This window comes from Thiothrix subterranea (assembly GCF_016772315.1).
GTDB lineage: Bacteria > Pseudomonadota > Gammaproteobacteria > Thiotrichales > Thiotrichaceae > Thiothrix > Thiothrix subterranea.
This window is the reverse complement of the sequence record NZ_CP053482.1, coordinates 1042895-1068577: the sequence shown is the minus strand read 5'-3', so window position 1 is coordinate 1068577 and position 25683 is coordinate 1042895. Positions and strand designations below refer to the sequence as shown.

General features: G+C 50.1%; 25 protein-coding genes. 19 read left to right on the top strand and 6 right to left on the bottom strand.

Annotated elements, in window-relative coordinates; genetic code table 11:
• Entirely contained in the window at positions 1-1221 is a 1221-nt protein-coding gene (gene ftsZ, locus HMY34_RS05095) for a cell division protein FtsZ (protein ID WP_202718217.1), read from the top strand.
• Positions 1222-1447: 226 nt separating this feature from the next.
• Positions 1448-2365 (top strand): UDP-3-O-acyl-N-acetylglucosamine deacetylase, encoded by a 918-nt coding sequence (lpxC, locus tag HMY34_RS05090; protein WP_202718216.1) that lies wholly within the window; start codon positions 1448-1450, stop codon positions 2363-2365.
• Here lpxC and HMY34_RS05085 read toward each other — a convergent pair.
• Positions 2362-2793, bottom strand: a complete 432-nt coding sequence (locus tag HMY34_RS05085; RefSeq protein WP_202718215.1) for a hypothetical protein — start codon at positions 2791-2793, stop codon at positions 2362-2364. The two genes, lpxC and HMY34_RS05085, sit on opposite strands and share 4 nt — an antisense overlap.
• 90 nt (positions 2794-2883) lie before the next feature.
• Between HMY34_RS05085 and HMY34_RS05080 the strand changes: the two genes are divergently transcribed.
• The 4 genes from HMY34_RS05080 (at position 2884) to HMY34_RS05065 (ending at position 8839) form a co-directional block, all read left to right on the top strand.
• Entirely contained in the window at positions 2884-3846 is a 963-nt protein-coding gene (locus HMY34_RS05080) for a M23 family metallopeptidase (protein WP_202718214.1), read from the top strand.
• 117 nt (positions 3847-3963) lie between these two features.
• On the top strand, positions 3964-6669 hold the full coding sequence (secA, locus tag HMY34_RS05075; RefSeq protein ID WP_202718213.1) for a preprotein translocase subunit SecA: 2706 nt from the start codon (positions 3964-3966) through the stop codon (positions 6667-6669).
• Between the two features lie 21 nt (positions 6670-6690).
• Positions 6691-7899: a bifunctional glutamate N-acetyltransferase/amino-acid acetyltransferase ArgJ gene (gene argJ, locus HMY34_RS05070; protein WP_202718212.1), complete on the top strand. Its 1209-nt coding sequence runs from the start codon at positions 6691-6693 to the stop codon at positions 7897-7899.
• Complete coding sequence (locus HMY34_RS05065; protein ID WP_202718211.1) at positions 7880-8839, top strand: Nudix family hydrolase; 960 nt, start codon at positions 7880-7882, stop codon at positions 8837-8839. The genes argJ and HMY34_RS05065 overlap by 20 nt, the downstream gene beginning before the upstream one ends.
• Here the strand turns inward: HMY34_RS05065 and HMY34_RS05060 are convergent.
• The 5 genes from HMY34_RS05060 to HMY34_RS05040 all read right to left on the bottom strand — a co-directional run bounded on the left by HMY34_RS05060 (position 8828) and on the right by HMY34_RS05040 (position 14312).
• Positions 8828-9031, bottom strand: a complete 204-nt coding sequence (locus tag HMY34_RS05060; RefSeq protein ID WP_202718210.1) for a YdcH family protein — start codon at positions 9029-9031, stop codon at positions 8828-8830. The two genes, HMY34_RS05065 and HMY34_RS05060, sit on opposite strands and share 12 nt — an antisense overlap.
• A gap of 12 nt (positions 9032-9043) precedes the next feature.
• Positions 9044-10660: a DEAD/DEAH box helicase gene (locus HMY34_RS05055; protein WP_202718209.1), complete on the bottom strand. Its 1617-nt coding sequence runs from the start codon at positions 10658-10660 to the stop codon at positions 9044-9046.
• 199 nt (positions 10661-10859) lie between these two features.
• Positions 10860-12224, bottom strand: coding sequence for a DNA repair protein RadA (gene radA, locus HMY34_RS05050; RefSeq protein WP_202718208.1), 1365 nt, complete (start codon positions 12222-12224; stop codon positions 10860-10862).
• Positions 12217-13506, bottom strand: a complete 1290-nt coding sequence (locus HMY34_RS05045) for an HlyC/CorC family transporter (RefSeq protein ID WP_202718207.1) — start codon at positions 13504-13506, stop codon at positions 12217-12219. Before HMY34_RS05045 ends, radA begins: the two co-directional genes overlap by 8 nt.
• Before the next feature lie 2 nt (positions 13507-13508).
• On the bottom strand, positions 13509-14312 hold the full coding sequence (locus HMY34_RS05040; RefSeq protein ID WP_202718206.1) for a cytochrome C assembly family protein: 804 nt from the start codon (positions 14310-14312) through the stop codon (positions 13509-13511).
• 107 nt (positions 14313-14419) lie between these two features.
• On the opposite strand from HMY34_RS05040, the gene ffh reads away from it, so the two are divergent.
• From ffh to trxA, 13 genes are all read left to right on the top strand, one after another.
• Positions 14420-15802, top strand: a complete 1383-nt coding sequence (gene ffh, locus HMY34_RS05035) for a signal recognition particle protein (RefSeq protein ID WP_202718205.1) — start codon at positions 14420-14422, stop codon at positions 15800-15802.
• 129 nt (positions 15803-15931) lie between these two features.
• Entirely contained in the window at positions 15932-16270 is a 339-nt protein-coding gene (locus HMY34_RS05030; RefSeq protein ID WP_202718204.1) for a hypothetical protein, read from the top strand.
• Between the two features lie 348 nt (positions 16271-16618).
• Entirely contained in the window at positions 16619-16975 is a 357-nt protein-coding gene (locus HMY34_RS05025) for a hypothetical protein (protein ID WP_202718203.1), read from the top strand.
• A gap of 230 nt (positions 16976-17205) precedes the next feature.
• A complete protein-coding gene (locus HMY34_RS05020) occupies positions 17206-18441 on the top strand; it encodes a hypothetical protein (RefSeq protein ID WP_202718202.1) in 1236 nt (411 codons plus the stop codon).
• A gap of 124 nt (positions 18442-18565) precedes the next feature.
• On the top strand, positions 18566-19279 hold the full coding sequence (locus tag HMY34_RS05015; RefSeq protein ID WP_202718201.1) for a DUF1287 domain-containing protein: 714 nt from the start codon (positions 18566-18568) through the stop codon (positions 19277-19279).
• 170 nt (positions 19280-19449) lie between these two features.
• The gene (rpsP, locus tag HMY34_RS05010; RefSeq protein WP_202718200.1) at positions 19450-19704 is read left to right on the top strand and encodes a 30S ribosomal protein S16; all 255 of its coding nucleotides are present in this window, start codon (positions 19450-19452) and stop codon (positions 19702-19704) included.
• 6 nt (positions 19705-19710) lie between these two features.
• On the top strand, positions 19711-20217 hold the full coding sequence (rimM, locus tag HMY34_RS05005) for a ribosome maturation factor RimM (RefSeq protein WP_202718199.1): 507 nt from the start codon (positions 19711-19713) through the stop codon (positions 20215-20217).
• 5 nt (positions 20218-20222) lie between these two features.
• A complete protein-coding gene (trmD, locus tag HMY34_RS05000; RefSeq protein ID WP_202719127.1) occupies positions 20223-20972 on the top strand; it encodes a tRNA (guanosine(37)-N1)-methyltransferase TrmD in 750 nt (249 codons plus the stop codon).
• 9 nt (positions 20973-20981) lie between these two features.
• Complete coding sequence (gene rplS / locus HMY34_RS04995; protein WP_266096948.1) at positions 20982-21326, top strand: 50S ribosomal protein L19; 345 nt, start codon at positions 20982-20984, stop codon at positions 21324-21326.
• Between the two features lie 264 nt (positions 21327-21590).
• A complete protein-coding gene (locus HMY34_RS04990; RefSeq protein WP_228287979.1) occupies positions 21591-23315 on the top strand; it encodes a putative bifunctional diguanylate cyclase/phosphodiesterase in 1725 nt (574 codons plus the stop codon).
• 9 nt (positions 23316-23324) lie between these two features.
• Complete coding sequence (gene mpl / locus HMY34_RS04985; protein WP_202718197.1) at positions 23325-24620, top strand: UDP-N-acetylmuramate:L-alanyl-gamma-D-glutamyl-meso-diaminopimelate ligase; 1296 nt, start codon at positions 23325-23327, stop codon at positions 24618-24620.
• Between the two features lie 10 nt (positions 24621-24630).
• On the top strand, positions 24631-25239 hold the full coding sequence (locus HMY34_RS04980) for a UbiX family flavin prenyltransferase (protein WP_266096947.1): 609 nt from the start codon (positions 24631-24633) through the stop codon (positions 25237-25239).
• A gap of 38 nt (positions 25240-25277) precedes the next feature.
• Complete coding sequence (gene trxA / locus HMY34_RS04975) at positions 25278-25643, top strand: thioredoxin (protein ID WP_202718196.1); 366 nt, start codon at positions 25278-25280, stop codon at positions 25641-25643.
• Positions 25644-25683 lie beyond the last annotated feature (40 nt).

Genomic DNA, 25683 nt, shown 5'->3' with positions numbered 1-25683 from the left:
ATGTTTGAATTAATGGACAGTGCAGCCAAAGGCGCTGCAATCAAAGTCATCGGTGTCGGCGGTGGCGGCGGCAATGCGGTCAAGCACATGTTGGCATCTGGCATTGAAGGCGTTGAATACATTTGTGCGAATACCGATTCCCAAGCCTTGGCTGGCATCGGCGTGAAGAGTGTGTTGCAACTGGGTACTTCGCTGACCAAAGGCTTGGGCGCGGGTGCTAACCCTGAAATCGGGCGTGAAGCCGCGATTGAAGACCGTGAGCGCATTAAGGAATTGGTGAGCGGTACCGATATGCTGTTTATTACTGCCGGGATGGGCGGTGGCACGGGTACGGGTGCAGCTCCCGTCATTGCTGAAATTGCGCGTGATATGGGGATTCTGACGGTAGCGGTCGTTACCCGCCCGTTCTTGATGGAAGGTTCACGCCGCAAGAAATCGGCGGATGCGGGAATTACGGAATTGCACAAGCATGTGGATTCTTTGATTACCATTCCTAACCAGAAATTGCTGACGTCGTTGGGCAAGAATGTGTCATTGCTGTCAGCGTTTGAAGCCGCTAATGATGTATTGCTGAAAGCGGTGCAGGGCATTGCTGAATTGATCACTAACCCCGGCTTGATCAACGTTGACTTTGCGGACGTGCGTGCGGTCATGATGAACGGTGGTGTTACCATGATGGGGTCGGGTGAGGCGCAAGGTGAAGACCGTGCGTCTAAGGCCGCACAAATGGCGATTTCCAGCCCGTTATTGGAAGACATCCGCTTGGACGGCTCGCATGGCATTCTGGTCAGCATTAGCGGTGGTTTGGATATGACCATGCACGAGTTCGAGGAAGTGGGTGCGGTGGTGAGTCAATTCGCGGCGGATGATGCGAATGTGATCATTGGCACGACGTTGAATCAAGAACTCGGCGACAGAATCCGTGTCACCATCGTGGCGACGGGTTTGGAAGAAGGCGGCGTGACGGCGGCAGCACGCCCAGCGTTGTCGGTTGTCGGTCAGCAGCAGCCTGTCAGAGGCATGGATCGTCACGCGCAACAGCAAGCAGTGGTCAATGAGCAACGTAACCGTGTGCGCGATCTACCACCGGTGGTATTGGCGCAGGATGTGCCTGGTGTCAGAGGTTCTTACGGGGCGGTGCGTGATACCCCCACGTATATCCGCAATGGCACTGAAAGCAGCTTGGATATTCCGGCTTTTCTACGCAAGCAAGCGGACTAAGTGTGCAGTTTTGAATTTCGTTGATTAATCGACATGCCCGTCGAGGCGTTGAGGCTACTGCTTCAACGCCAGCGGGGGCGTCAATGCTACGCTATTGATAGAAATAATGATTCTATACAGCGATTTGTGAAAGTTTATGGAAACTTGTTCAGGCTCTAATAACTCAAATCGACTAGAATTCACGTATTCTAAAAAATAACGCGCCAACAACGAAAGGGAGTTTACCTTGTTAAGGCAACGCACACTTAAAACAACCGTATCGACTGTCGGTATCGGTTTGCATTCCGGCACGAAAGTCTCGATGACATTACGCCCTGCACCTTCTAATACCGGCATTGTATTTCGCCGGGTTGATATGACTCCCCCCGCATTGATTGAGCTTCACCCCGAATTGGTGGGTGAAACCATGTTATGCACGGCGCTCATTCATCACGATGCTAAAGTGGCAACGATTGAGCACTTGCTGTCAGCGTTAGCGGGTTTAGGGATAGATAACCTTTACGTGGATTTGGATGCTGCTGAAATTCCTATCATGGATGGCAGCGCCGCACCGTTCCTGTATTTGCTGCTCTCCACAGGCATTGAGGAACTCAAAGCACCCAAGCGTTTTATTCGCATTAAAAAGCCCATTGAGGCAAGCCGTGGCAACGGTTGGGCAAAATTACTGCCTTATGCCGGTTTTAAAGCCAGCTTTGAAATTGAATTTGATCATCCGGCGGTCAGCGCCACGGCACAATCCTTGGAAATCGACTTTTCGCGCCAAGCGTATGCCAGCGAAATTGCGCGGGCGCGAACCTTTGGTTTCATGCGCGATGTGGAAATGCTGCGTTCCCGCAATTTGGGATTGGGCGGCAGTTTGGAAAACGCGATTGTGTTGGATGAATTCCGCGTGCTGAATCAAGACGGTTTACGTTATCGCGATGAATTTATTCGTCACAAAATTTTGGATGCAATCGGCGATTTGTATACCTTAGGGCATGGCATTATCGGCGCTTATCAAGGGCATAAGTCGGGTCATGCTATTAATAACTTACTGGCGCGAGAATTGCTCCAGCGCCAAGATGCGTGGGAAATGGTGACGCTGGCCGATAAACAAAAAGAACAAGCCATTTTCGCCGATAGCTATGCGTTTGCTGGCATCTAATTGATCCCTTGCACCGGGCGGCTGGCAGTCTTTGCCAGTTGCTCTATCGCTTCCCTAAGTTCTTTATCATCAATGCTTTGCGCGATACTTTTCATGATACTGGCTGTATTGCTGGAAACCCTAAATTCGCTCGTTTTTTGTTCAATGCTTGCAAGATGTAAGCCGATGACCTTAATATCTATTCCGCGAATGTTAGTGTTTAAGCATTTGCTTAAATATTTGCATAACAAGTGCTGCTGAAAGCGGGCTTGCGTAGCAAAATGAGGGTCATCGGTCAGGAGTGTTATGCGTTGGTTTTTTAATAAAGGCCAAAAACGGTTTTCTGTTGGAACGGCAAAGAAACGTGCGATTTCTACCGTGAGTCGATCCAGTTGATGCAATCTCTCATCAAACCCCTTGCTAATCAACCGATCAATTTTTTTCATCATATTTGGTGAATTCCTGAACCCGCAATATTCTATTATAAACCCTATGGTCGCATTTTTTGAGTCAGTGAGGAATCCAAGAGATTTACTATCATGCAGGTAATCTGTCTTAGTGATGACGGCACACGCCGTTCGTCGTTTATGCTTCACCCGTGGAAGCACCTAATTATCCCCGCAGGCATGGTTGCTTTGCTATTGGTGGGGCTTTCGGTTAACCAAATGTTGGGGCTTTACCGGCTCGATGCGACGCCACCGAATGCGGAAGTGTCTGAGAACGATGCGGGTAAGCTGTTGACGGCATTAGAGCAACAAATTTCCACGGTTGAACAAATTAAAAAGGCATACGCCAATTACACCGTGGATGTGGATACGCTTTCCGCCCGTTTAGGCACACTCGAAGCCGAAATAGCGCGTTTGAATGCCTTGGCTAAACGTGTGGCTGATAAAGCTAAACTCGACCCGCAAGAATTCTCGCTGGATGCCAAGCCCGCTCGTGGTGGTTTGGCGAGTGATGATGTGGAAGTAATCGTTCCCAAGTTATCGTCGAATGAGTTTCTGGCATCGTTTGAGTTGGTCGAAAACAACCTTGACCGTCAAAAAGGCATGTTAGCGACGTTGGATCAAATTCTGGAAGGCATGAGTGTGCAATCCGAGATCTCGCCGAGCGGCAGACCGGTGCGCAGCGGTTATATTTCCTCTGAGTTCGGTTTTCGGCGTGACCCGTTTAACGGTCGCCAGAAAATGCACAAAGGCGTGGATTATGCCGGGCCGCATGGCACTGAAATTTATGCGGTCGGCGGCGGTGTCGTGTCTTTCGCAGGCAATCGCAATGACGGCTACGGCAATGTGGTGGAAGTGGATCACGGTGACGGTTTAATCAGCCGCTACGCGCATTTAAGCACGACTAAAGTTGCCGAAGGCGAAGTGGTGAAAAAAGGCGACAATGTGGCATGGATGGGTAGCACTGGGCGTTCCACCGGCTCGCACTTGCATTTGGAAGTGCTAAAGCACGGTGCACAGGTTGACCCGCGTGAATACCTTGGTCACGAAGAATAATTCACCGTACAGCCGGTTAAACCGTATATAATATGACACAAACCGTCCGGTGTAATGCTGTGTTTGCATGGCGTTCATCGGACTTTCTGTTTGGAAAGGATACAAGAGAGTAAACGTATGCTGGGTTCTGTAGCCAAAAAGATTTTTGGCAGCCGCAATGACCGTCTGGTCAAGTCTTATTCCAAAGCCGTCAAGAAAATCAATGCGCTGGAAGAACAGTACAAAGCGCTGTCTGATGCCCAATTAGCGGCAAAAACCACCGAATTCCGTGAACGCCTGCAACAGGATGCAACGCTGGAAAGCTTGCTGCCGGAAGCGTTTGCGGTGGTGCGTGAAGCGGGGCATCGCGTCTTGGGAATGCGCCATTACGACGTGCAAATGATCGGTGGCATGGTGTTGAATGACGGCAAAATCGCCGAAATGAAAACCGGCGAAGGTAAAACTTTGGTGGCAACACTGGCGGCTTACTTGAATGCGTTGCCGGGTAATGGGATGCATGTCATCACCGTTAACGATTACTTGGCGCAACGTGACGCGGCGCAGATGGCGCAGTTGTACGGTTTCTTGGGGCTGACCACGGGTGTCATTATCAATGGTTTGAGTTCTGAGCAACGCCGTGAAGCGTATGCGGCAGACATTACTTACGGCACGAATAACGAATTCGGTTTCGATTACTTGCGTGACAATATGGCGTTCCGTAAAGAAGACCGGGTGCAGCGCGATTTGTATTACGCGATTGTGGATGAGGTTGACTCTATCCTGATTGATGAAGCGCGTACCCCGTTGATTATTTCCGGCCCTAGCCACGACGCTTCGCAGCTTTACATGGCGATTGATCAGCTTATCCCGACCTTGACCAAGCAATTGGAAGAGGAAGGCGCGGGCGATTATTCGGTCGATGAAAAAGCCCGCCAAGTGTATTTGACCGAAGCAGGGCAAGAACGTGCTGAGCAATTGCTGTGGCAAGCCGGTGTTTTGCCGGAAGGTCAGGGGCTGTACGATACTGTCAGCATCAGCGTGTTGCATCATTTGGGGGCGGCGTTGCGTGCGCACGCCTTGTTCCAGCGTAACGTGGATTACATTGTGCGTGACGGCAAAATCGTCATTGTCGATGAATTCACCGGGCGTACCATGCCGGGTAGACGTTGGTCGGAAGGCTTGCATCAGGCGATTGAAGCCAAAGAAAAAGTCGAAATTCAAGCTGAAAATCAGACGCTCGCATCCATTACTTTCCAGAACTATTTCCGTTTGTATGAAAAACTATCGGGGATGACGGGGACAGCCGATACCGAAGCGTTCGAGTTACAACAAATCTATAACTTGGAAGTGGTGGTGATTCCCACGCATCGTCCGATGGTGCGCATTGATTCCAACGATTTGATTTACTTGACGGCTGAAGAAAAATACGACGCTATCATTAAAGAAATTGAAACCGAAGTGGCGAAAGGTCGCCCGGTATTGGTGGGCACGGCATCCATTGATACCTCGGAATTGGTTTCCAATAAGCTCAAAGAACTGCGTATTCCGCACGAAGTTTTGAATGCCAAGCAGCATGAGCGTGAAGCACACATTGTCGCGAATGCGGGTCGCCCCGGTGCGGTCACGATTGCGACCAATATGGCCGGTCGTGGTACCGACATCGTGCTCGGCGGCAGTATGGAAGAGGAAGTTAAGCAACTGGGTGAAAACCCTGATCCCGAAGCATTGCGCAAACTCCGTGAATTATGGCAGAAACGCCATGATACGGTCGTCGCATCGGGTGGTTTGCACATTCTCGGTACTGAACGTCACGAATCCCGTCGCATTGATAACCAGTTGCGCGGGCGTTCCGGTCGGCAAGGCGACCCCGGCTCTTCCCGTTTCTTCCTGTCATTGGAAGACAACCTCATGCGCATTTTTGCCTCTGAGCGGGTGAAAAGCATGATGCAACGCTTGGGCATGGAAAAAGGTCAAGCGATTGAGGCGGGGTTGGTTTCCAAATCCATCGAAAATGCCCAGCGTAAAGTGGAAGCGCACAACTACGACATCCGCAAACATTTGCTGGAATACGATGACGTCGCCAACGATCAGCGTAAGGTGATTTATTCCCAGCGCAACGATTTGCTGGAAGTGGATGATATTAAAGACACCATTGATGCCATCCGCGAAGATGTGGTCGATGCGATGATGGCGGCACACATTCCACCCGGTAGCATTGATGAGCAATGGGATGTGGAAGGGCTTTACAAGCAACTGTACACCGATTTCGGCGTGGATTTGCCACTCAAGCAATGGTTGGCAACTGAGAAAAATTTGCACGAAGAGGGCTTACGTGACCGGATTCAAGAACAGGTCGCGGCAGTACTTCAGCAAAAAGAGGCGATGATCGGTGAGCCGAATATGCGTCGGTTGGAACGCGATGTGATGTTGCATGTGTTGGATGGTGAATGGAAAGAACATCTGGCAGCCATGGATTATTTGCGCCAAAGCGTCGGTTTGCGTGGGTATGCGCAGAAAAATCCGAAACAGGAATACAAGCGTGAAGCTTTTGAAATGTTTGAGCAATTGCTGGATCGCGTCAAGCACGATGTGGTGGCGTTCCTGATGCACATTCAATTGCAAGAGCCGCAACAAGCCCTCGCAGCGTTGGAAGAGCATGAGCCACAGCCGATGGCATTTTCGCACCCTGATGCGGGCAATGCCTTGGAAGATGATGAAGTGGTGGATGCGGTTGTGGGCGATAAACAAGCTTACGAACGCGATGGCGTGAAAGTAGGGCGGAATGATCCTTGCCCGTGCGGTTCTGGCAAAAAGTACAAGAATTGTCACGGTCAATTAGTCTAAGTTTATTCGGGAGGCGCTCAGATGGCAGTGAATTTACAGGCACCTGATACCTTATTGCCGATTGCTGGGGTGCGCTTGGCATCGGTCAATGCGGGCATTCGTTACAAAAACCGTAACGATGTGTTGCTGATTGAGTTGGAGCCGGGCAGTCATACGGCAGCGGTATTCACGCGCAATGCGTTTTGTGCCGCACCGGTGCACGTGTGCCGTCACAATTTGCTGCATTCTAATCCGCGTTATTTGCTGATCAATGCCGGTAACGCGAATGCGGGAACGGGTGAGCAGGGAATGCAAGCAGCGCGTGCTTCGTGTGAGCAAGTGGCGCAACAGGGCGCGTGTTGGGCGGAGCAAGTGTTGCCGTTTTCGACCGGCGTGATTGGTCAGCAATTGCCGGTGGATAAAATCACTGCTGCCTTGCCGGAAGCTTTTGCTAAGCTGGATGCAGCGGGCTGGATGGAAGCCTCGCGTACCATTATGACGACCGATACGGTGGCGAAAGCCATCAGCCGTCAGGTGCAAATCTTTGGCGAAACCATCACGATCACCGGGATTGCCAAAGGTGCGGGCATGATTCACCCCAATATGGCCACCATGTTGGCGTATGTGGCAACCGATGCATTGGTTGAAAAGACTATTCTGCAAGACTTGCTGAATGAAGTGGTGGAAGAAACCTTTAACTGCATCACGGTGGATGGCGATACGTCAACCAATGATTCCCTGATTGTGATGGCAACCGGCAGTTCCGGGGTGTATGTGGGTGGCGATGGTTTGCCCGCATTCCGTCAAGCATTGCTGGAAATTTGTCTGTATTTGGCGCAAGCGATTGTGCGTGATGGCGAAGGTGCTACCAAATTCATCAGCATTGAGGTGCAAGGGGCGGCAACCCGTGCCGAAGCGCGGGTGGTGGGTAACACGGTTGCGTTGTCACCATTGGTTAAAACGGCTTTGTTTGCCAGTGACCCGAATTGGGGGCGTATTCTTGCTGCTGTTGGGCGTAGCCAAGTTGACGCTTTGGATGTCAGCCGCATCAGTATTTGGTTGGGAAAAACCTTGCTGATCGAAAACGGCGAACCGGCTCCCACTTACTACGAGGAATTGGGCGCGGCAGAAACCAAGCGTGATGAAATTCCTATTCGCATCCATTTAGGGCGTGGTGAAGCGGCGGCAACCACGTGGACGTGTGATTTTTCCTACGATTACGTCAAAATCAATGCCGAATACCGCAGCTAAGTATTTGCACGTCGTCGCGGCAGTTATCCGTGACGCGGCGGGCAAGATTTTATTAGCGCAACGCCCTGCCCATAAACATCAGGGCGGCAAGTGGGAGTTTCCCGGCGGTAAAGTCGAATCCGGCGAAATTCCGCTGCACGCCTTAAGCCGTGAGCTTGAGGAAGAACTCGGTATTCAGCTTCAACACGCACAGCCGCTCATTAAGATTCGCCACGTGTATCCTGAGCTGGCGGTGTTGTTGGATGTGTGGGAAGTGACGGCCTTTAGTGGCACTGCTCACGGGCGCGAAGGTCAACCCGTGGCGTGGTTTGATGCAGAACAATTGCCCGCATTGGAATTTCCGCCTGCGAATGCGCCGATTGTTACTGCGGCACGTTTGCCCGCCCAGTGTTTGATTACCCCTGAGCCACACGATTCCACCGAATTTTTGCAGCAGTTGCAGCAATGTTTGCAGGCTGGGGTGCGTTTGGTGGTATTACGGGCAAAGACGTTGGCGGCTTCAGAGTACGTGGCTTTGGCGCATGAGGTTATCCAGTTAAGTCATGCGTTTGGTGCCAAGATTGTGTTGAATTCTCCGCCGGTTATGTTGGCGGAGGCAGATGGTTTGCATTTAACCAGTCGGCAATTGTTGACAGCAGAAGCCGGTTTGCGCGACACCTTATTGCCGGGGCAATGGTTATCGGCGTCTTGTCATGGCTCGGCAGAGTTGCAGCAGGCGGCAGCGTTGGGGGCGGATTTCGCGTTTCTCTCGCCAGTATTGCCGACATTATCGCATCCGGGTGAAGCCCATTTGGGGTGGGTAGCATTCGCCGCAACGGTGGAAAACGTCAATCTGCCGGTTTATGCACTCGGTGGCATGACCTCTGATCATGCAATAACTGCTCGGCAACATGGCGGGCAAGGCATAGCTGCCATCCGCAGTTTGTGGTCAGGCGTTTAAATCGGGAATCAACTGGCTATTGATCCGTGAAATCATGTCTTTTAACAGCAGTTTGCGCTTTTTCAGGCGCGAAACTTTGAGCTGATCCGTATTCGATTCTTGCAGCGATGCTGCAATCATTTCATCCAATTCGCGGTGTTCTTGGGTGAGTTCTGCCAGTTTGCGATGCAGTTCTTCCGTGTCTTGCAGCATGAGGGTTCTACTTTATTTCGTCAAAATACGGCGTTTTTCCTTGTAACGGATAACGACTTGCTTATCGGTTTTAGGCTTTTCGTCTTGCGGCGTGTAATTGGGTTTTTCCCAACTGCCGATTTCGTAAGAACCGCCTTGTTCGCGGCGTGGCGCTGGATTGCTGCCACCGGTGTACGGCCCGCCGTCACGCTTGCGTTGTGCGCCACCGTTTAGGCGACCATAAGGGCCTTTGCGTTGTTGACGATCAGCGGCATTGGCTGGCGATTGTTCTTGACCTGTGGCAGGACGGTTGTCACGCCGTGGCGCATTTTGTTGCTGGTTGGGGTTGTTGCTGCGCCCGCCGCCTTGCCCTTGATGTGCGGGGCGGTTTTGCGGTGCGCCGCCGGAAGAACGGTTCTGTGATGGACGTCCGCGTTCGCCTTGATTGCCGCCGTTGCCGCTGTGTTGGCGTTGTCCGCCGCCGCTATTGCTGCGGTTGCTGCGAGGGGAACGCACGGATGGCGTGAAGCCAGAGGTGTGTTCCAGCGGCGCCAGACCCGGCAAGGTGCATTGTTCGATCGAATCACCCAAAAAGGTTTCAATCAATTTTAGGTTGTCGCGTTCACGCGGTAATACCACGGCAATCACGGCTTCTTCACGTTCTGGGCTAAGCCCTTGCAGACGTGCTTCGTAATCTTCTACCTTGTGCGGCAGCTCGAAGTTGATAATGTGTTCAGCGCCTTGCAGGTTAGGGTGCAAGCCGTCTTGATCGGCATAGATCAGAATCGGGGCGGAAGTGCCATTGCGTTCGGATTCGGGAAGGTCGGATGCAACCTCGGCGGTATGCCCGTGATTCGCAAGGCTTTCGGCGAGTGCTTTAGCAACTTTGGTGGTAATCGTGAAAATAACGGTAGGTTCGCCGGAAAACTCATCCAGTAAATGATCCATCAGGGCAATTTTGTGGGTGTAATCGTCTGCGAGATGCACGACTTGTGGAATCAGCAACAGCGGGTTGCGGTCATCATCGACTTCCAGCTCTTCGGCACCTGCTAACACGGCACGCGCATAGCCGGTAATGTCATTTTCCGGGCGTACAAACGCAATGACGGGGCAGGCAGTGGTGCGTTCCGAGAGAATTTTGTTTACCAAGCCATGCAGACCTTTGTGGTAAATCGCGCTGAGGTCATCAATGACCAGCATTTCCAGCTTGGAAAAATCGGCTTTGTTATTGTCAACCAGATCATTCAAACGTCCCGGCGTGGCGATCATTAAGTCCAGTGGGCGGCGTAATAAACGCATCTGCGGCTGATAAGGGCGACCGCTGACAATGAAACCGGAACGAATTTGCTGTTCATCACCCATCAAGCGTTTAATCGTGTAATTGATCTGATTCACCCGGTCGCGCCGCGAGGTCAAGATCAGTACACGGGTGTGGCGCTGCTCTTCAATCGGATTGGTTAACACGTAGTTGATGGCAGGAATCAGGAATGCGCCGGTCTTGCCGGAAGCCGATTGTGTCCACACAATGACACTTTTATTGTGGGCGATGAGAGGAATCAACTGCTTTTGTAAGTCAGTCGGATTCTCATAACCGGCAGCTTCAATTTTAGCCGCAAACTCTGGATTTAAGCCTAATTCTGAAAAAGACAAGATGGATACTCCCCGTCTATGAATGTGGGTGAGAGTAATTAATAAATACTATCAAGCTGGAGAGGTAACGTTAACAATAAAATATTTCTAGCGATTGCCCGTACCCGTGTCTGTAACGTTTGTATGACCCGAACCGAATAATAAAATTATTATATCTGTTGTTGGGAGTCAACAAATTATGCACGTTATTGTTGCGAATTTACATCACAATTTCTATCGCTTTCTCCAATCTGGCAATGGCGACCACTTTCATCCCCTCAATCGGGTGACGTGGCTTGTTTCCTTTCGCTACGATAGCCTGTTTAAAACCGTGTTTGGCAGCCTCACGCAAACGCTCCTCACCGTTTGGAACTGGGCGAATTTCGCCAGCCAGCCCAACTTCTCCAAAAACCACCAGATCAGCAGGCAGAGGACGGTTGCGAAAACTTGAAAGTGCCGCTAACAACAATGATAAATCAGCAGCGGTTTCCGAAATCTTAACACCACCGACAACATTAATGAATACGTCTTGGTCAAACATTGAGATTCCGGCGTGCCTATGCAGCACGGCCAGCAACATCGCGAGGCGATTTTGTTCCAGTCCCAAGGTCACGCGACGCGGTACTGCACCGTGACTTTGGTCGACCAGCGCTTGCACTTCCACCATGAGTGGGCGTGTGCCTTCGCGTGTGACCATGATGACACTGCCGGAAACGGGTTCTTCGTGGCGTGACAGGAAAATAGCGGACGGGTTGCTGACACCTTTCAAGCCTTGTTCGGTCATGGCGAATACGCCAAGTTCGTTGACCGCGCCGAAACGGTTTTTGACGGCGCGAATAATGCGGTAACGTCCGCCAGGGTCGCCTTCAAAATACAGCACGGTATCGACCATGTGTTCAAGGACACGCGGCCCTGCCAGTGTGCCTTCTTTGGTGACATGACCGACCAGAAACATGGCGGTATTGGTTTGCTTAGCGAAACGCACCAGTTTAGCCGCTGATTCGCGGATTTGGCTAACCGAACCGGGCGCCGCTTGCAAGCTGTCGGTAAACACGGTTTGGATAGAGTCAATCACCATCAACTGCGGTTTTTCTTGCACCACCAAACTGAGGATGGTTTCCACACAGGTTTCGGTGAGCAGGCGCAAGTGGTCGCTGGGTAGCCCTAAACGTTTGGCACGTAAGCCCACTTGTTGCAGCGATTCTTCGCCGGTCACGTACAGGGTTTTCATTTCGGTTAAAGTGGCAAGCGTTTGCAGCAAAATGGTGGATTTGCCAATGCCGGGGTCGCCACCGATGAGTACCACCGAGCCTGACACTAGTCCGCCGCCGAGTACCCGATCCAGTTCGGGTTGGTGGGTGAGGATGCGCGGTGCTTCACTTAAGCTCACTTCGTTGAGGGAGCGAATCACGGCGGTTTCACCCGCGTAGCCCCCCGCCCGTTGATTGGCTGCTTGCTTGCTTGCGGGTAGGCTTATGCTTTCCTCCATCGTATTCCATGCACCGCATTCACCGCATTGCCCGCTCCATTTGGGGTGCAGACTGCCGCAGGCGGTGCAGTGGTATTGAAGCTTGACCTTACTCATCGTTATCGGCTGCTTTGCGCTGAATTTTGGGGTGAATGATCAGCGTTTTGACCGCATTATTGCGGGTTTTGCGAATCTCCAAAGGGTAATCGTCAATCAGCATGGTCATGCCGGGGACGGGAATGGATTCGAGGTATTCCAGAATTAAACCGTTGATGGTATTGGCTTCTTCCGAGGTGAAGTTGCTGCCCACTTCGCGGTTAATGTCACGGATGGGGATGCTGCCATCCACCCAATAACTGCCGTCTGCCATGCGGCGAATTTCGCGCGATTGACTGCTGGGTACGCTGGAAAACTCACCGACAATTTCTTCTAAAATGTCTTCAAGGGCAACCAAGCCTAAGATTTCGCCGTATTCATCCACGACCAAGGCAATGCGGCGATTTTCGGTTTTGAAGTTGATTAATTGTTGGGTTAATGGGGTGCTTTCTGGGATGAAGTACGCGGGGCGAATGCTGGCTTCAAAGCGTTCTTTGTCCAAATGCCCGTCACGGAACAGTGGCAAAAGTTTGCGTAGGTGCACAAAGCCAATGACGTTATCGAGACTTTCGCGATACACCAGTAGGCGGGTGAAATTGCTGTTGGTGATTTGTTCTTCGAGTTCGTTCCAATCGTCATCCAGATCCAAGCCGACCAGTTGGTTGCGGGGAATCATAATGTCTTCCACCGTGGTGCTTTCCATGTCCATGACGCGCAATAGCATGTCGAGGTGGTTGCGTGGAATCTGCGCTCCGGCAGAGCTGACTACCGTGCGCAATTCTTCGTGACTGAGGGCGACGCGGCTGGTTTCATCACTGTGCGCTCCGAATAAACGCAGAATGCCATTGGTAAATAAATTCAGTAACCAGACGAACGGGAACATGAACTTCATTAAAACCACGTAAACCCGCGAAGCCACAAATGCAATGGGTTCTGGATGCATTGCACCGAGTGTTTTGGGGGTGATTTCGCCGAAAATCAGCAGTAAAAACGTCAAAATACCGGTTGCAATCGCTAAGCCCGCATCGCCAAACAAACGCAAGCCTAGTAAGGTCGCTAATTGCGTAATCAGGATGTTAACAAAGTTGTTGCCCAGTAATATTAAGCTAATCAAACGGTCAGGTCTTGCTAGTAGTTTTTGTGCCAGTTTTGCGCCTGAGTGACCTTTCTCTGCAAGGTGTTTGAGTTTGTAGCGGTTGAGTGACATCAACGCGGTTTCAGAACCAGAGAAAAAAGCCGAGAGCAGAAACAGGATAAACAAGACAAAAAACAGTATGCCTAGCGGTATTTCATTAATGTCCACAATTATTTTACCAAAAACTCTAATACAAATTTGCTGCCAAAAAACGCCAGCATGAGGATGAAAAAGCCACTGAGTGTCCAGCGGATGGCGATGCGCCCGCGCCAGCCATAGCGCCAATGACCCACCAGTAGGGCGGTGAATATAACCCATGCCACAATGGATAGAATAGTTTTATGTGCCAAATGTTGCGCAAACAGGTTGTCGACGTATAAAGCGCCGCTAAACAACCCCAGTGATAACAGCATGACACCCAGCAAAATTAATTTGAACAGCAAGGCTTCCATGTCCAATAGCGGTGGCAAGGTGCGAATGAGGCCGCCCGGCTGGTGATTGTGCAGGTGCTTGTTTTGCAGCGCCAGCAGTAAGGCTTGCAATGCCGCCAGTGTTAACATGCTGTAAGCCAATAGAGACGTGAAAATATGCACGCCTAAGCCATTGTTTAAGTTAATGGTGTTGGTTTGACTAGGGCTTAATAATGGCAAAAGCATGGTAGTTACCGTGAAGGGCACGATAAAAAGCCCCAAGGTTTCCAACGGTCGCTTTAGCATGGTCATAAAGAGCAAGAGATTGCAGAGCCACATGACGATCGAGCTGGCGGTGGCAAAACTGATGGATACGCCATCTACTTGCCAAACATGGTTTACAATACTCCAACCGTGCAGACCCAATGACAGCAGCCACAGTGCCACCAGTACATGACGGTATTGAGGGGAGCGCGTTTGCAAGCGATCCCGCAGGCGTACTCCAATCAGTAGCCAAGTTGCCAGCCATGCCAGTGTAGCAAACAAGTTAAGTGTTATTGTCATTACTCAAACGGATTTCGTGGGTTAGGTGGTTCGGGAACGCATTCGTCGTTGCTTTAATGCTATGATAGCAACTTGTGCCTGAATGGGACTAGCAAGAAGTCAAAATCATGTTCGAGAATTTAAGTGAACGTCTTTCGCAGACGGTAAAAAAACTACGCGGTCAGGCACGTCTGACCGACGACAATATTAAAGATGCCTTGCGTGATGTGCGGATGGCACTTTTAGAAGCTGATGTGGCGTTGCCGGTGGTGCGTGAATTCACCAATCGGGTGCGTGAACGGGCGATTGGGCAGGAGGTGTTGGAAAGCCTTAGCCCCGGTCAAGCTTTGATCAAGGTGGTCAACGATGAGTTGATTGCACTCATGGGCAAAGCGAACGAAACGCTGTCGCTAAATGCGCAACCACCTGCTGTTATTCTCATGGCGGGTTTGCAGGGTGCGGGTAAAACGACCACCGTCGGCAAATTGACCCGTTTCTTGAAAGAACGTCAGAACAAATCGGTGATGGTGGCGAGTTGTGACGTTTACCGCCCAGCGGCGATTAAACAGCTTGAAACCATTGCGGGGCAGACGGGCGGGATTTTCTTCCCCAGTGAAAATGCTCAGAAGCCGGTGGATATTGCTAAAGCGGCGGTGGCGCAGGCAAAACTCAAATACATGGATGTGCTGATCATTGATACCGCCGGACGCTTGCACGTCGATGCGGAGATGATGGCGGAAATCCAGGCTATTCATTCCGCTGTAAATCCGGTGGAAACGCTGTTCGTGGTCGATAGCATGACTGGGCAAGATGCTGCCAATACCGCTAAAGCCTTTGGGGATGCACTGCCGCTGACGGGCGTGGTGTTGACCAAAGCGGATGGCGACGCACGCGGTGGTGCGGCTTTGTCAGTGCGCTATATCACGGGCAAACCGATTAAGTTTGTCGGGATGGGCGAAAAGCTGGATGCGCTAGAGCCGTTCCACCCCGAACGGATGGCATCGCGCATTTTGGGCATGGGTGATGTGCTGAGCTTGATTGAAGATGCGCAGCGTCAGGTTGATCATAAAAAAGCCGCAGAACTCGCCAAAAAGCTCAATAAAGGCAAATCGTTCGATTTTGAGGATTTGCGTGACCAAATGTTACAAATGGAAAAGATGGGTGGCATGGCTGGTTTGATGGATAAGTTGCCGGGGATGGGAAATTTGCCCGCTAACGTCAAAGATCAGGCGAATGACAAAGAAGTGCGCCGCATGATTGCCATTATCAATTCCATGACGCTGGAAGAGCGCCGTAACCCGGACATTATTAAAGCATCTCGCAAACGCAGGATTGCTGCTGGTTGTGGGCTGCAAGTTCAGGACGTGAATCGCTTGATGAAACAGCACTTGCAAATGAGCAAAATGATGAAACAGTTTTCCAAAGGTGGTTTGCGCAAGCTCATGACGGGCATGAAAGGTAAGTTGCCGATGGGCGGTGGTTTCCCTCCGATGGGTGGATTTCCGGGGTAGCTATATTAGCTTTTTTCGATATTCCTAACGACCATTAAGGAAATTTACGCTAAGATGGGTTTGCCTACTGAATTGTCTAGTTGTATGATGCGCTTCATCCAGAAAATTCATGGACTGGATTAAGGCTTAATGCTATCGCCAATGTTGGTGAGGCTTATTTTCCCTTTTAAGATCAATTATTTAGAGAGTTTTACTACTATGAAAATCAAATCTCAAGTGGCTATCGCTGGTTTGTTGTTCGCTGGTTTGCTGACAACAGGTTGCCAACAAATGGGTCAACAGACTTCTCAGCAAGCAACTGAAGCACCTGCTGCTGAAGTACCTGCTGCTGTTGCTCCAGCTCCAGCTCCTGTACGTCCAGCACCTGCACCAATGGTTCCTAAAGTTAAAGCTAAAGGCAACTACAAAGGTCCAGTCGCTATGGATCCAGCTTCTCAAGGTGCAATGCAGCAATATCAACAGCGTTAATTTTAAGCTGTTGATGTTTGGCACCAGAGACACGCTATTGTTTGGATAGTGGTGTCGCGTAAAGCCTCTTGTTACGGCAAGAGGCTTTTTTTTTGCAAAGCCTTTTTGATGATTAAATTTTATAATTTAATCAGTGGATTTTTGTTTGAACCGCGTTTGTATTTAATGCAATCTATTTATCAGGCTTGAAAATTCGCCAGCAACACCGCATCACTTTAAGAATCTAGCGTTTCGGAAAGTTTTTTGTGGTAATTCGTGCTAAATTCACTCCTGTGTGTGGTAAATAACCCCTTGAGTTTTTGCTACACAGTGTACATTTTCCTTAAACAATGAAAGAGACTTAAGCCGATGAAAATCAAATCTCAATTGACACTTGCAACCCTGATCGTTGCTGCTATGTTTGCGACAGGTTGCCAACAAATGGGTCAACAGACTGCACAAACAGCACCTGCGGCGGCAACTGATGCGCCAGCCGCAGCAGCTACACCAGCCGCTGGTCAACATTGCCATGATGAAGCCCCTTCTTGTGCAAATAAGTGCCATAGCCATCCGGGTGCTGTCGCTGGTCATAAGCACGTTTATGGTTGTGTGGCAGGCCAAGGTCAGCGTCCAATGGTGCCTAAGGTTAAAGCCAAAGGTAACTACAAAGGTGCAGTTTCCATGGATCAATCTTCTAAGTCTGTTATGCAACAGTACCAGAAGTAATGCCTAAAAGTGGCTGATGCGCAATCATTAGCTGCTTGTGGCGATCTGAAACGGCTCGACTATTCAATAATCGAGCCGTTTTTATTGAAATCCTTGATAAGCTGAACTACCCTAGCAATCTTTAGGAACTTATGGGCATGTTTCCTATCCTAACGTTTGTATGGGGATAGCCTGTTGGACGTCTGTTTATTTAGTGTTCTTCTGATGAACCGTATCAAGTTGTAAATTTCATGAAAAAAGCGTTTATTCTGGCATGGTTGCTGGCAGTGATTTCATTCATGCCTTCGTTTGCGGTTGCCGCCGTCTGGCCTAGTGAAAATGTGTGGGATGATGTGTGGGAAGAGCGTTACCACCAGTGGGTACGTACTCAGTGGAAAGACGATATTTTCATGGATCCCGCTAAGCCAATTTACTACAAATTTGAAAACGATTGCGCTGATGCCGTTTACGCGATGCGGCTTATTTTTGCGTTTGAGCACCGTTTGCCGTTTGTCATCGGTAATCGCGACAAAGCCGGTCGCACTGTTAGTAATGACATGTCGACGTGGGATAACTTGCCGCCTGATCGACGTGTGCGTAATTTTCTGGATTATGTCGCTGATATGACCAGCACCGTGTCATTGCGTAATGACACTTATCCCATTGCTTTGCATGATATTAAGCCCGGTGATATTTACGTAGCACCCGGTGTGCATTCTTACCAAATTGTGGACGTTACCGACGCGGGTATTGCCGAGGTAATGGCATCTACCACCCCGAAGCAGGCACGTTATTTACTGCGCACGCCGTCTTTCCCGTTTTATGTGCCAGAAGATAAACAGTTTGGTGATGGTTATCGGCGTTTCAAGCAACCGCAAAATATTATGAAATCCGCTATGCAACAGCCGGGTTACAGCGAAGAGCAGTTCAATCTGGCGAATGAAGTGGCTTACGATTACGTAAAATATACCGATGTTATCGCTGGCAAGCTGGCAAAGCGCCCTGAAACGTCAGATGAGAAATCGCAGCGTTTGTTGTTGGCATTGTGCATGTACGCGAATGACCGTGCTGTTTATGTCTATGATGCATTGTGGTACTTGCAAAAAATTCGGGGTGAAGGGCGTCGTTGCATGAATGCACGCGAATATGACGACCATTCAACGCCGGGTCGTGATAAGCGCTTGGGTTTGTTTTTCAGTTCCATTCGCAGTCACTTGGATCGGGTAGGGCGCTTTGATCCGCATTCGCAGCCTGCGCGTTGGGCAAAAGCGGTGTTTTCTAATGATCAACCACCACCGCAAGAGTTGAAAAGCCTTAACGATTTTTGCATGGTGCAGATGACGTTGGGTGAAGAATACTATATGACGTTGCGTGAATTGCGTCAGAACGTGGAAGCGGGATCGCTGGTATCTGATCCACACGCGCCATTGCCATTCCGCTGGGGAATAGTAAAAGAGCCGTACCGTGCGGATTGCCCTACTTATTAAGGTATGGTGTTCTTTTGTCGGAATAGACTGGCATTCCATCTGCTTACGGTATAAAAATCATGATAATAATTAGTTGTTCTGATGAGTCTGTTTATTGGGGATATTTGAATCAGGAGTGGGGTAAATGAGTAGTGTTTTTGCTATACCGCGCTTGTCGAAATGGGGTTTTCCTGTCGTTTTGACGGGTGTTATGTTGCTGGCTGGGTTGGCAGGTTGTTCAACACAGCAAGCGGCGTCAGTTGATGTGAAGCGTTCGGCAACTGTGCGTAGTAATGTGGCAACGCCAGAGCGTCTGTCGTATGCGGCATTGGATCGTTTGCGACACCGTGTGGTGTATGATGGGCGTTATATTCCCATTAGTTACCCTAATGGTGATGTGCCAGCGAATGTTGGGGTATGCACGGATACGGTGATCCGTTCGTACCGCAAGTTAGGGATTGATCTTCAGCGTTTGGTGCATGAGGATATGTCGCGTAATTTTTATAATTACCCGAATTTATCAAAATGGGGTTTGAACCGTCCCGATCCTAATATTGATCATCGGCGTGTGCACAATTTGAAAGCCTTTTTCCAACGTCATGGCGCCAGTGTAGCCGCGACGGGTAATCCGGCAGATTACCGCCCCGGTGATTTGGTGACCTGGAGTTTGGGGGGGGATCAAGAGCACATCGGCATTGTAGTGAATCGTAAGTCATCCGCTGACCCTCGGCGTAATTTAGTAGTGCACAATATTGCTGAAGGCGAAAAGATAGAGGACGTACTATTTGCGATGCCCATTACCGGGCATTACCGTTATTTCCCCGGCAATACTGGGCTAAAGTACGTGTCTGCGAAGTAAACTTAATCGGTCAGTCAGCGATTTATCAGGAAGCCTCCAGGTCTTGGGGGCTTTTTTGTGGATAAGCGCTTAATCAACGCTTCACTTTTTCTGAAATTAACGTAGAATTGCGCGTTTACTTCGGGCAGCCTCGGTTGCTACGTATTAACTGAATTTGGTAAGGTCTTCACATGGTCAATATTCGTCTGGCAAGAGGTGGTGCGAAAAAGCATCCATTTTACCACATCGTCGTTAGCGACAAGCGCAAGCCGCGCGATAGTGGTTACATTGAACGCATCGGTTATTTTAACCCGGTTGCGCGTGGTCAAGAAGTCCGTCTGCATATCGAGCAGGATCGGGTTGCTTACTGGGTAGGATGTGGTGCACAGCCTACTGAACGGGTGACTAAGCTGCTGAAAGAATCCGCAGAAACTGTGGCGGCGTAAGCTATTATGTCCCAGCCGGATATGGTGACACTCGGCAAAATTTCTGCCGCGTTTGGCATTAAAGGTTGGGTCAAAGTCTATTCGCATACCCATCAACTGGACGGGATTTTAGGGTACGCCCCTTGGTCTCTGAAAGTAGCCGGTGAGTGGCAGCCTTGCAAATTGCTCAATGGGCAAATTCAAGGCAAAGGCATTGTCGTGCAACTGGAAGGGGTGATCGACCGTAATCAAGCTGAAAAGCTAGTGGGTTGTGAGATTGGTGTACCGCGTAGCCGCTTGCTGCCATTGGATGCAGATGAATACTACTGGGCTGATTTAATCGGCATGGAAGTTGTCACGGTAAATGGCGTGTTGCTAGGAACCGTGGATCATTTGTTTGAAACCGGCGCAAATGATGTATTAGTGGTTCAAGGTGAGCGGGAACGTTTATTGCCTTGGGTGCTGGGTACATTTATTCAAGCGGTTTCCTTGGATGAAAAACGCATTGTGGTGGATTGGGATCCAGACTTTTAATGCCTATGCGGTTTGATGTCATTACGTTGTTTCCTGAATTGGTTGAAGCGGTGACGAGCAGCGGTGTGACAGGTCGGGCAGCAGAGCGTGGAATTATTTCACTGAAACAGTGGAATCCGCGTGATTACGCAACGGATGTACACCGCACGGTGGATGACCGTCCTTACGGCGGCGGCCCTGGCATGGTGATGAAGGGTGATTGTCTGTTACAGGCGATTCGTGATGCGCGTCAAGTCAATCCGGGTAAAGTGATTTATCTGAGCCCTCAGGGTGTTACGCTCAACCAAACGGTGGTTAACGCGCTGGCAGCAGAGCAGGGTTTAATTCTGTTATGCGGACGTTACGAAGGCATTGATGAGCGTGTTATTCGCTTGGAAGTGGATATGGAATGTTCAATTGGTGACTATGTGCTGAGCGGCGGTGAGCTGGGAGCCATGGTGCTGATTGATGCAATAACCCGCTTATTGCCGGGTACACTGGGGCATAACGAGTCGGCAGCTCAGGATTCCTTTTTTGATGGATTACTGGATTGCCCGCACTATACCCGCCCGGAAGAATTGGAAGGGCTGGCATTACCCGCCGTACTGAAAAGCGGTAATCATGCCCAGATTGCCCGTTGGCGCAAAAAACAAGCGCTGGGAAAAACATGGCGACGCAGGCCGGAATTGTTACAGGCACGACAGTTGACCGACAGTGAGCGTGTGTTGCTGAACGAGTATATAAACGAGTTTGAAAGCAGTGAAGAGCTGCATTAGAGGATTATCATGAATACGATTATTCAACAACTTGAACAAGAGCAGATGACGAAGGTAATCCCGGATTTTAACCCCGGCGATACCGTTATTGTCAGCGTGCGTGTTAAGGACGGCGACAAAGAACGCCTACAGGCTTATGAAGGTGTGGTGATTGCGAAGAAAAATCGTGGTCTGAACTCTGCTTTCACTGTGCGTAAAATGTCTTACGGTGAAGGCGTCGAGCGCGTATTCCAAACATACAGCAATGGCATTGCCGGTATCGTGGTGAAGCGTAAAGGCGATGTACGCCGTGCGAAGTTGTACTACCTGCGTGGTCTGACTGGTAAATCTGCGCGTATCAAAGAAAAGCTCTAAGCATACGTGGCGTATGCCGATTACAAAGCCGACAGTACTGAATAAGTCTGTCGGCTTTGTTGCGTCTACGCTTCGTCGCTGAACACTGTACATAATCACGGTTTGAGCCTACTATCGACTGTGAATAATTTTTATAAAATAAATACGCTATAGTAGGTGGGGGCTTTTGTGGCCGATTTTGTTGATTTTGCATCTCACACTGTCATTTTAGGCGGGTTGCTTACTTTTGGTATAGCGGCTACTTTGGCGTGGTGGTGGTTTGTTATGCGGCGTCAGTCCAACACTCAATTGCATTTGGCTCAGCAAAATATGCTGGTGTCTTCTTTGTCTGACGTGCAAGAATCCGCCGTATTGGTGAATAGCAATGGCGTGGTGGATTTCGTTAATCCGGCGGCTGAAAGAATTCTAAATTATAAACTCCGCAGTGCGCGTGGCAAACATTACGGTGAACTGTTTACGTTGGTTGATCCCTTGACGCGCAATCCGGTCAGTTGGTTGGATACGGCGAAATCAAATGATCGTCCTTTATTGCGTTATGCGCTGCTCAATACCACTAGCTTAAATGATATACAAGTTACCTATACAGTACAGCCTGTGTTGTTTGAGGGCAATGACAAACCTTGTTACATGTTGCTAATTCGTGACCAGACTGAGCTGCACGCAATGCAATTGCGTCTGGATCACGTGGAAACGCACGACCAACAAACCTTGTTATTGAATCGTAAAAGCTTTGAATTGCGTTTGAAGGTGGCGATTGATCAAGTGCGGCAACACGGGGTGAAACATTCATTCTGCTTGATTTCAATGGATCAATTTAAATTGGTCAATGATGCAATGGGACACACAGCGGGAGATGCGTTGATTGAGCGCATTTCGCGAATGTTAAAAGAAGAAATTGATGCGCGGCGTGATGTGTTAGCACGTTTGGGCGGCGATGAGTTTGGGATTTTGTTTCAGGAAATCGAGCCTTCTGTCGCGATTCGGGCGGCGGAGCAAATTCGTATTAAATTGGAACAATACGATTTTGATTGGAACAAGATGCGCCAGAAAGTTACGGCGAGTATTGCATTTGTACCGCTTTATAAAGGCTTGAAAACCCCTAATCGTATTTTGGCGGAAGCGGATGCAGCTTGTCGGGTGGCGAAAGCCAAAGGTGGCAACCGTATTCATATTTTTAAACCCAACGATCAGGAAGTGACCAAACACCGTGGCAATATGGTGTGGCTGGGGCGGCTGAAAAAAGCCATTGATGCCAGTAATTTCAAGCTGGTAGCGCAGCCGATTCATCCGTTAAATCCGGTGGGTTTTAAAAAACCCTTTTGCCATTATGAAGTGCTGATTCGTTTGTATGACGAAAGCAATCAGCCGGTATCACCGGATGAATTCATTCCTGCGGCTGAATATTATTCGATGATGCCGCGTTTGGATCGCTGGGTGGTGCGCAAACTATTGCAAACCTTACGTGAAGTGACCCAGAAAGTGCCGCGTCCGGTATTCGCGGTGAATTTATCCGGGCAGAGTTTGGATGAGCCGGATTTTCTCAAGTTTGTGCTAGAAGAGATTCAAGCAGCAGAGATTAGCCCAGCGATGTTGTGCTTTGAAATTACCGAGCGGGTCGCTATCCATAACCTTGAATTGGCGCAACATTTTATTCAAACCTTGAAAAATTTAGGGTGCAGTTTTTCGTTGGATGATTTCGGTACTGGGGTAAGTTCATTCGGGTATTTAAAGTCCTTGCCGGTGGATTATTTAAAAATTGATGGCAGTTTTATTAAAGACATTGCCCACGATGATGTGGCGCACGCCATGGTGCAATCAGTCAATCAGGTTGGACATTTGATGGGTTTGCAGGTGATTGCGGAGTACGTCGAAAATGAGCGCGTCATTCAGATATTGCGTGAGATTGGTGTAGACTACGGGCAAGGTTACGGCATTTCCAAACCGATTCCTTTGGAAGAAGCTGTGCGCAATCACATGAGTCAAGGTTAATAAATACGCATGAAAATTCACATTTTGGGCATTTGCGGTACATTTATGGGTGGCATTGCGCTTTTAGCACGCGCACAGGGGCATGAGGTGACGGGGGCTGATACCAATGTTTACCCGCCGATGAGCACGATGTTGGCAGAGCAAGGTGTCGATATACTGCAAGGTTATCACGCGCAGGATTTTCCCGCTGATGCCGATGCCATTGTGGTGGGCAATGTGATGCGGCGCGGTTTGGCGGTGGTGGAGCATCTGCTGGATCACAACCTGCCGTATACGTCTGGCCCGCAATGGTTGGGTGAACATATCCTGCGGGAACGTTGGGTGTTGGCGGTGGCGGGTACACACGGCAAAACCACCACGGCGAGTATGCTGGCATGGATTCTGGAATACGCGGGCTTGAAACCGGGGTTTCTCATCGGTGGTGTGCCGCAAAATTTCGGCGTGTCGGCTCGCTTGGGTGATTCGCCATTTTTTGTGGTGGAAGCCGATGAATACGACACGGCGTTTTTCGATAAGCGTTCTAAGTTTGTGCATTACCACCCGCGTACCGTGATTCTGAATAATCTGGAATACGATCACGCCGATATTTTTCCCGATGTGCAGGCGATTAAAACCCAATTTCACCATTTAATGCGTACCGTGCCGGGCAGTGGTTTGGCGGTGGTGAATGCGCAGGATGCGAATCTTAGCGACACGCTGGCGATGGGGTGCTGGACGCCGGTGGAAACGTTTGCGGATGGCGATTGGCGAGCGGACTATTTGCAAGCCGATGGCAGCGAATTCCGCGTGTTTTGCCAAGGGGTGGAACAAGGCGTGGTGCGTTGGGATTTGTTGGGCGAACACAATGTGAATAATGCGTTGGCGGCGATTGCGGCGGCGCGTCATGCGGGCGTTCCAGCGGAACATGCGATTGCGGGTTTGGCTGAATTCCAAGGGGTGAAACGGCGGATGCAAGTGCGCGGTACGGTGCGTGGCGTGACGGTTTACGACGATTTCGCGCACCACCCGACTGCGATTACCACGACCTTGGCGGGTTTGCGGGCGAAAGTGGGTAAGGCACGAATTATTGCGTTGCTGGAACCGCGTTCCAACACCATGCGCATGGGGACGCACGGAGCAGCGGTCGCTACCGCTTTGCAAGTGGCGGATTATGCGTTTATTTATCAGTTGCCGGAATGGGGTGATATTGATGCTTTGGCAGCAACCGTGGCGCAATTGGCACAAGCGGGAGACCATGTTCTGGTTATGAGTAATGGCGGTTTCGGTGGAATTCATGACAAGCTGTTAACCTTGTTGGCAAGTTAAGAGAACGCTTTTGACCATTACGTTGATTATGACAGGCGCATCGGGTGCGCAATACGGCTTGCGATTGCTGGAGTTTTTGCTGCAACACGGGCATCGGGTGTATTTGCTGTTATCACGCCCCGCACAGGTGGTGGTGAACATGGAAACCGAGCACCGTTTGCCGGGGCGAGCCAGCGAGATTCAAATTTATTTCAGCGAATTGTATGGCGCAGCGCCGGGGCAGTTGCAGGTGTTTGAGCGCGAGCAATGGGCAGCCCCGATTGCCAGTGGCAGCGGAGTGGCGGATGCCACGGTGGTATGCCCGTGCACCACGGGTACATTGTCAGCGATTGCTTGTGGCAGCAGCCGCAACTTGATTGAACGTGCGGCGGATGTGTGTTTGAAAGAGCGCAAAAAGCTGATTTTGGTGGTGCGCGAGACGCCGTTTTCTGAGATTCATCTGGAAAACATGCTGAAACTGGCGCGGATGGGGGTTATTATCATGCCCGCCAATCCGGGCTTTTATCAACGCCCGACATCCGTGCAGGAATTGGTTGATTTCATGGTGGCGCGGGTACTGGATCATTTGGGTATTTCTCATGCGTTGTTACCCCGTTGGGGCGATGCGCCGGTGGAGTAGCCCTAACACTTTTTATTGTTACATACAGGAGCGATGCGATGGCAACTATGGAAATGACCGCGCAGGATTTTGAAGAAACCATCACCACCAATGACATCGTGGTCATTGATTTCTGGGCACCTTGGTGTGGGCCGTGTCGGTCTTTCGCCCCGATTTTTGAAAAAGTGTCTGACAACCACACTGACATCGTGTTTGCGAAAGTGAATACCGAGGAAGAACAGGAGTTGGCGGGGCATTTCCAGATTCGTTCCATCCCGACGCTGATGATTTTCCGTGAACAGGTGATCTTGTTTGCAGAAGCGGGGATGTTGAGCGAACCGCAACTGGAGCAAGTGATTGCCAAGGTACGCGAGTTGGATATGGCGAAAGTTCATGCGGATATTGCTGCGCAACCACAGCAGTAATTGACAAACTCCATTAGTACCGTTTATCAGAAAAGCCGGG

Bases quoted from the DNA above. Each gene is read 5' to 3' on its own strand.
- ftsZ (WP_202718217.1), top strand. From the start codon at position 1: ATGTTTGAATTAATGGACAGTGCAGCCAAAGGCGCTGCAATCAAAGTC.
- HMY34_RS05085 (WP_202718215.1), bottom strand. From the start codon at position 2,793: ATGATGAAAAAAATTGATCGGTTGATTAGCAAGGGGTTTGATGAGAGA.
- HMY34_RS05080 (WP_202718214.1), top strand. From the start codon at position 2,884: ATGCAGGTAATCTGTCTTAGTGATGACGGCACACGCCGTTCGTCGTTT.
- secA (WP_202718213.1), top strand. From the start codon at position 3,964: ATGCTGGGTTCTGTAGCCAAAAAGATTTTTGGCAGCCGCAATGACCGT.
- argJ (WP_202718212.1), top strand. From the start codon at position 6,691: ATGGCAGTGAATTTACAGGCACCTGATACCTTATTGCCGATTGCTGGG.
- HMY34_RS05065 (WP_202718211.1), top strand. From the start codon at position 7,880: ATGCCGAATACCGCAGCTAAGTATTTGCACGTCGTCGCGGCAGTTATC.
- HMY34_RS05060 (WP_202718210.1), bottom strand. From the start codon at position 9,031: ATGCTGCAAGACACGGAAGAACTGCATCGCAAACTGGCAGAACTCACC.
- radA (WP_202718208.1), bottom strand. From the start codon at position 12,224: ATGAGTAAGGTCAAGCTTCAATACCACTGCACCGCCTGCGGCAGTCTG.
- HMY34_RS05040 (WP_202718206.1), bottom strand. From the start codon at position 14,312: ATGACAATAACACTTAACTTGTTTGCTACACTGGCATGGCTGGCAACT.
- ffh (WP_202718205.1), top strand. From the start codon at position 14,420: ATGTTCGAGAATTTAAGTGAACGTCTTTCGCAGACGGTAAAAAAACTA.
- HMY34_RS05030 (WP_202718204.1), top strand. From the start codon at position 15,932: ATGCTATCGCCAATGTTGGTGAGGCTTATTTTCCCTTTTAAGATCAAT.
- HMY34_RS05025 (WP_202718203.1), top strand. From the start codon at position 16,619: ATGAAAATCAAATCTCAATTGACACTTGCAACCCTGATCGTTGCTGCT.
- HMY34_RS05020 (WP_202718202.1), top strand. From the start codon at position 17,206: ATGAAAAAAGCGTTTATTCTGGCATGGTTGCTGGCAGTGATTTCATTC.
- HMY34_RS05015 (WP_202718201.1), top strand. From the start codon at position 18,566: ATGAGTAGTGTTTTTGCTATACCGCGCTTGTCGAAATGGGGTTTTCCT.
- rpsP (WP_202718200.1), top strand. From the start codon at position 19,450: ATGGTCAATATTCGTCTGGCAAGAGGTGGTGCGAAAAAGCATCCATTT.
- rimM (WP_202718199.1), top strand. From the start codon at position 19,711: ATGTCCCAGCCGGATATGGTGACACTCGGCAAAATTTCTGCCGCGTTT.
- trmD (WP_202719127.1), top strand. From the start codon at position 20,223: ATGCGGTTTGATGTCATTACGTTGTTTCCTGAATTGGTTGAAGCGGTG.
- rplS (WP_266096948.1), top strand. From the start codon at position 20,982: ATGAATACGATTATTCAACAACTTGAACAAGAGCAGATGACGAAGGTA.
- HMY34_RS04990 (WP_228287979.1), top strand. From the start codon at position 21,591: ATGCGGCGTCAGTCCAACACTCAATTGCATTTGGCTCAGCAAAATATG.
- mpl (WP_202718197.1), top strand. From the start codon at position 23,325: ATGAAAATTCACATTTTGGGCATTTGCGGTACATTTATGGGTGGCATT.
- trxA (WP_202718196.1), top strand. From the start codon at position 25,278: ATGGCAACTATGGAAATGACCGCGCAGGATTTTGAAGAAACCATCACC.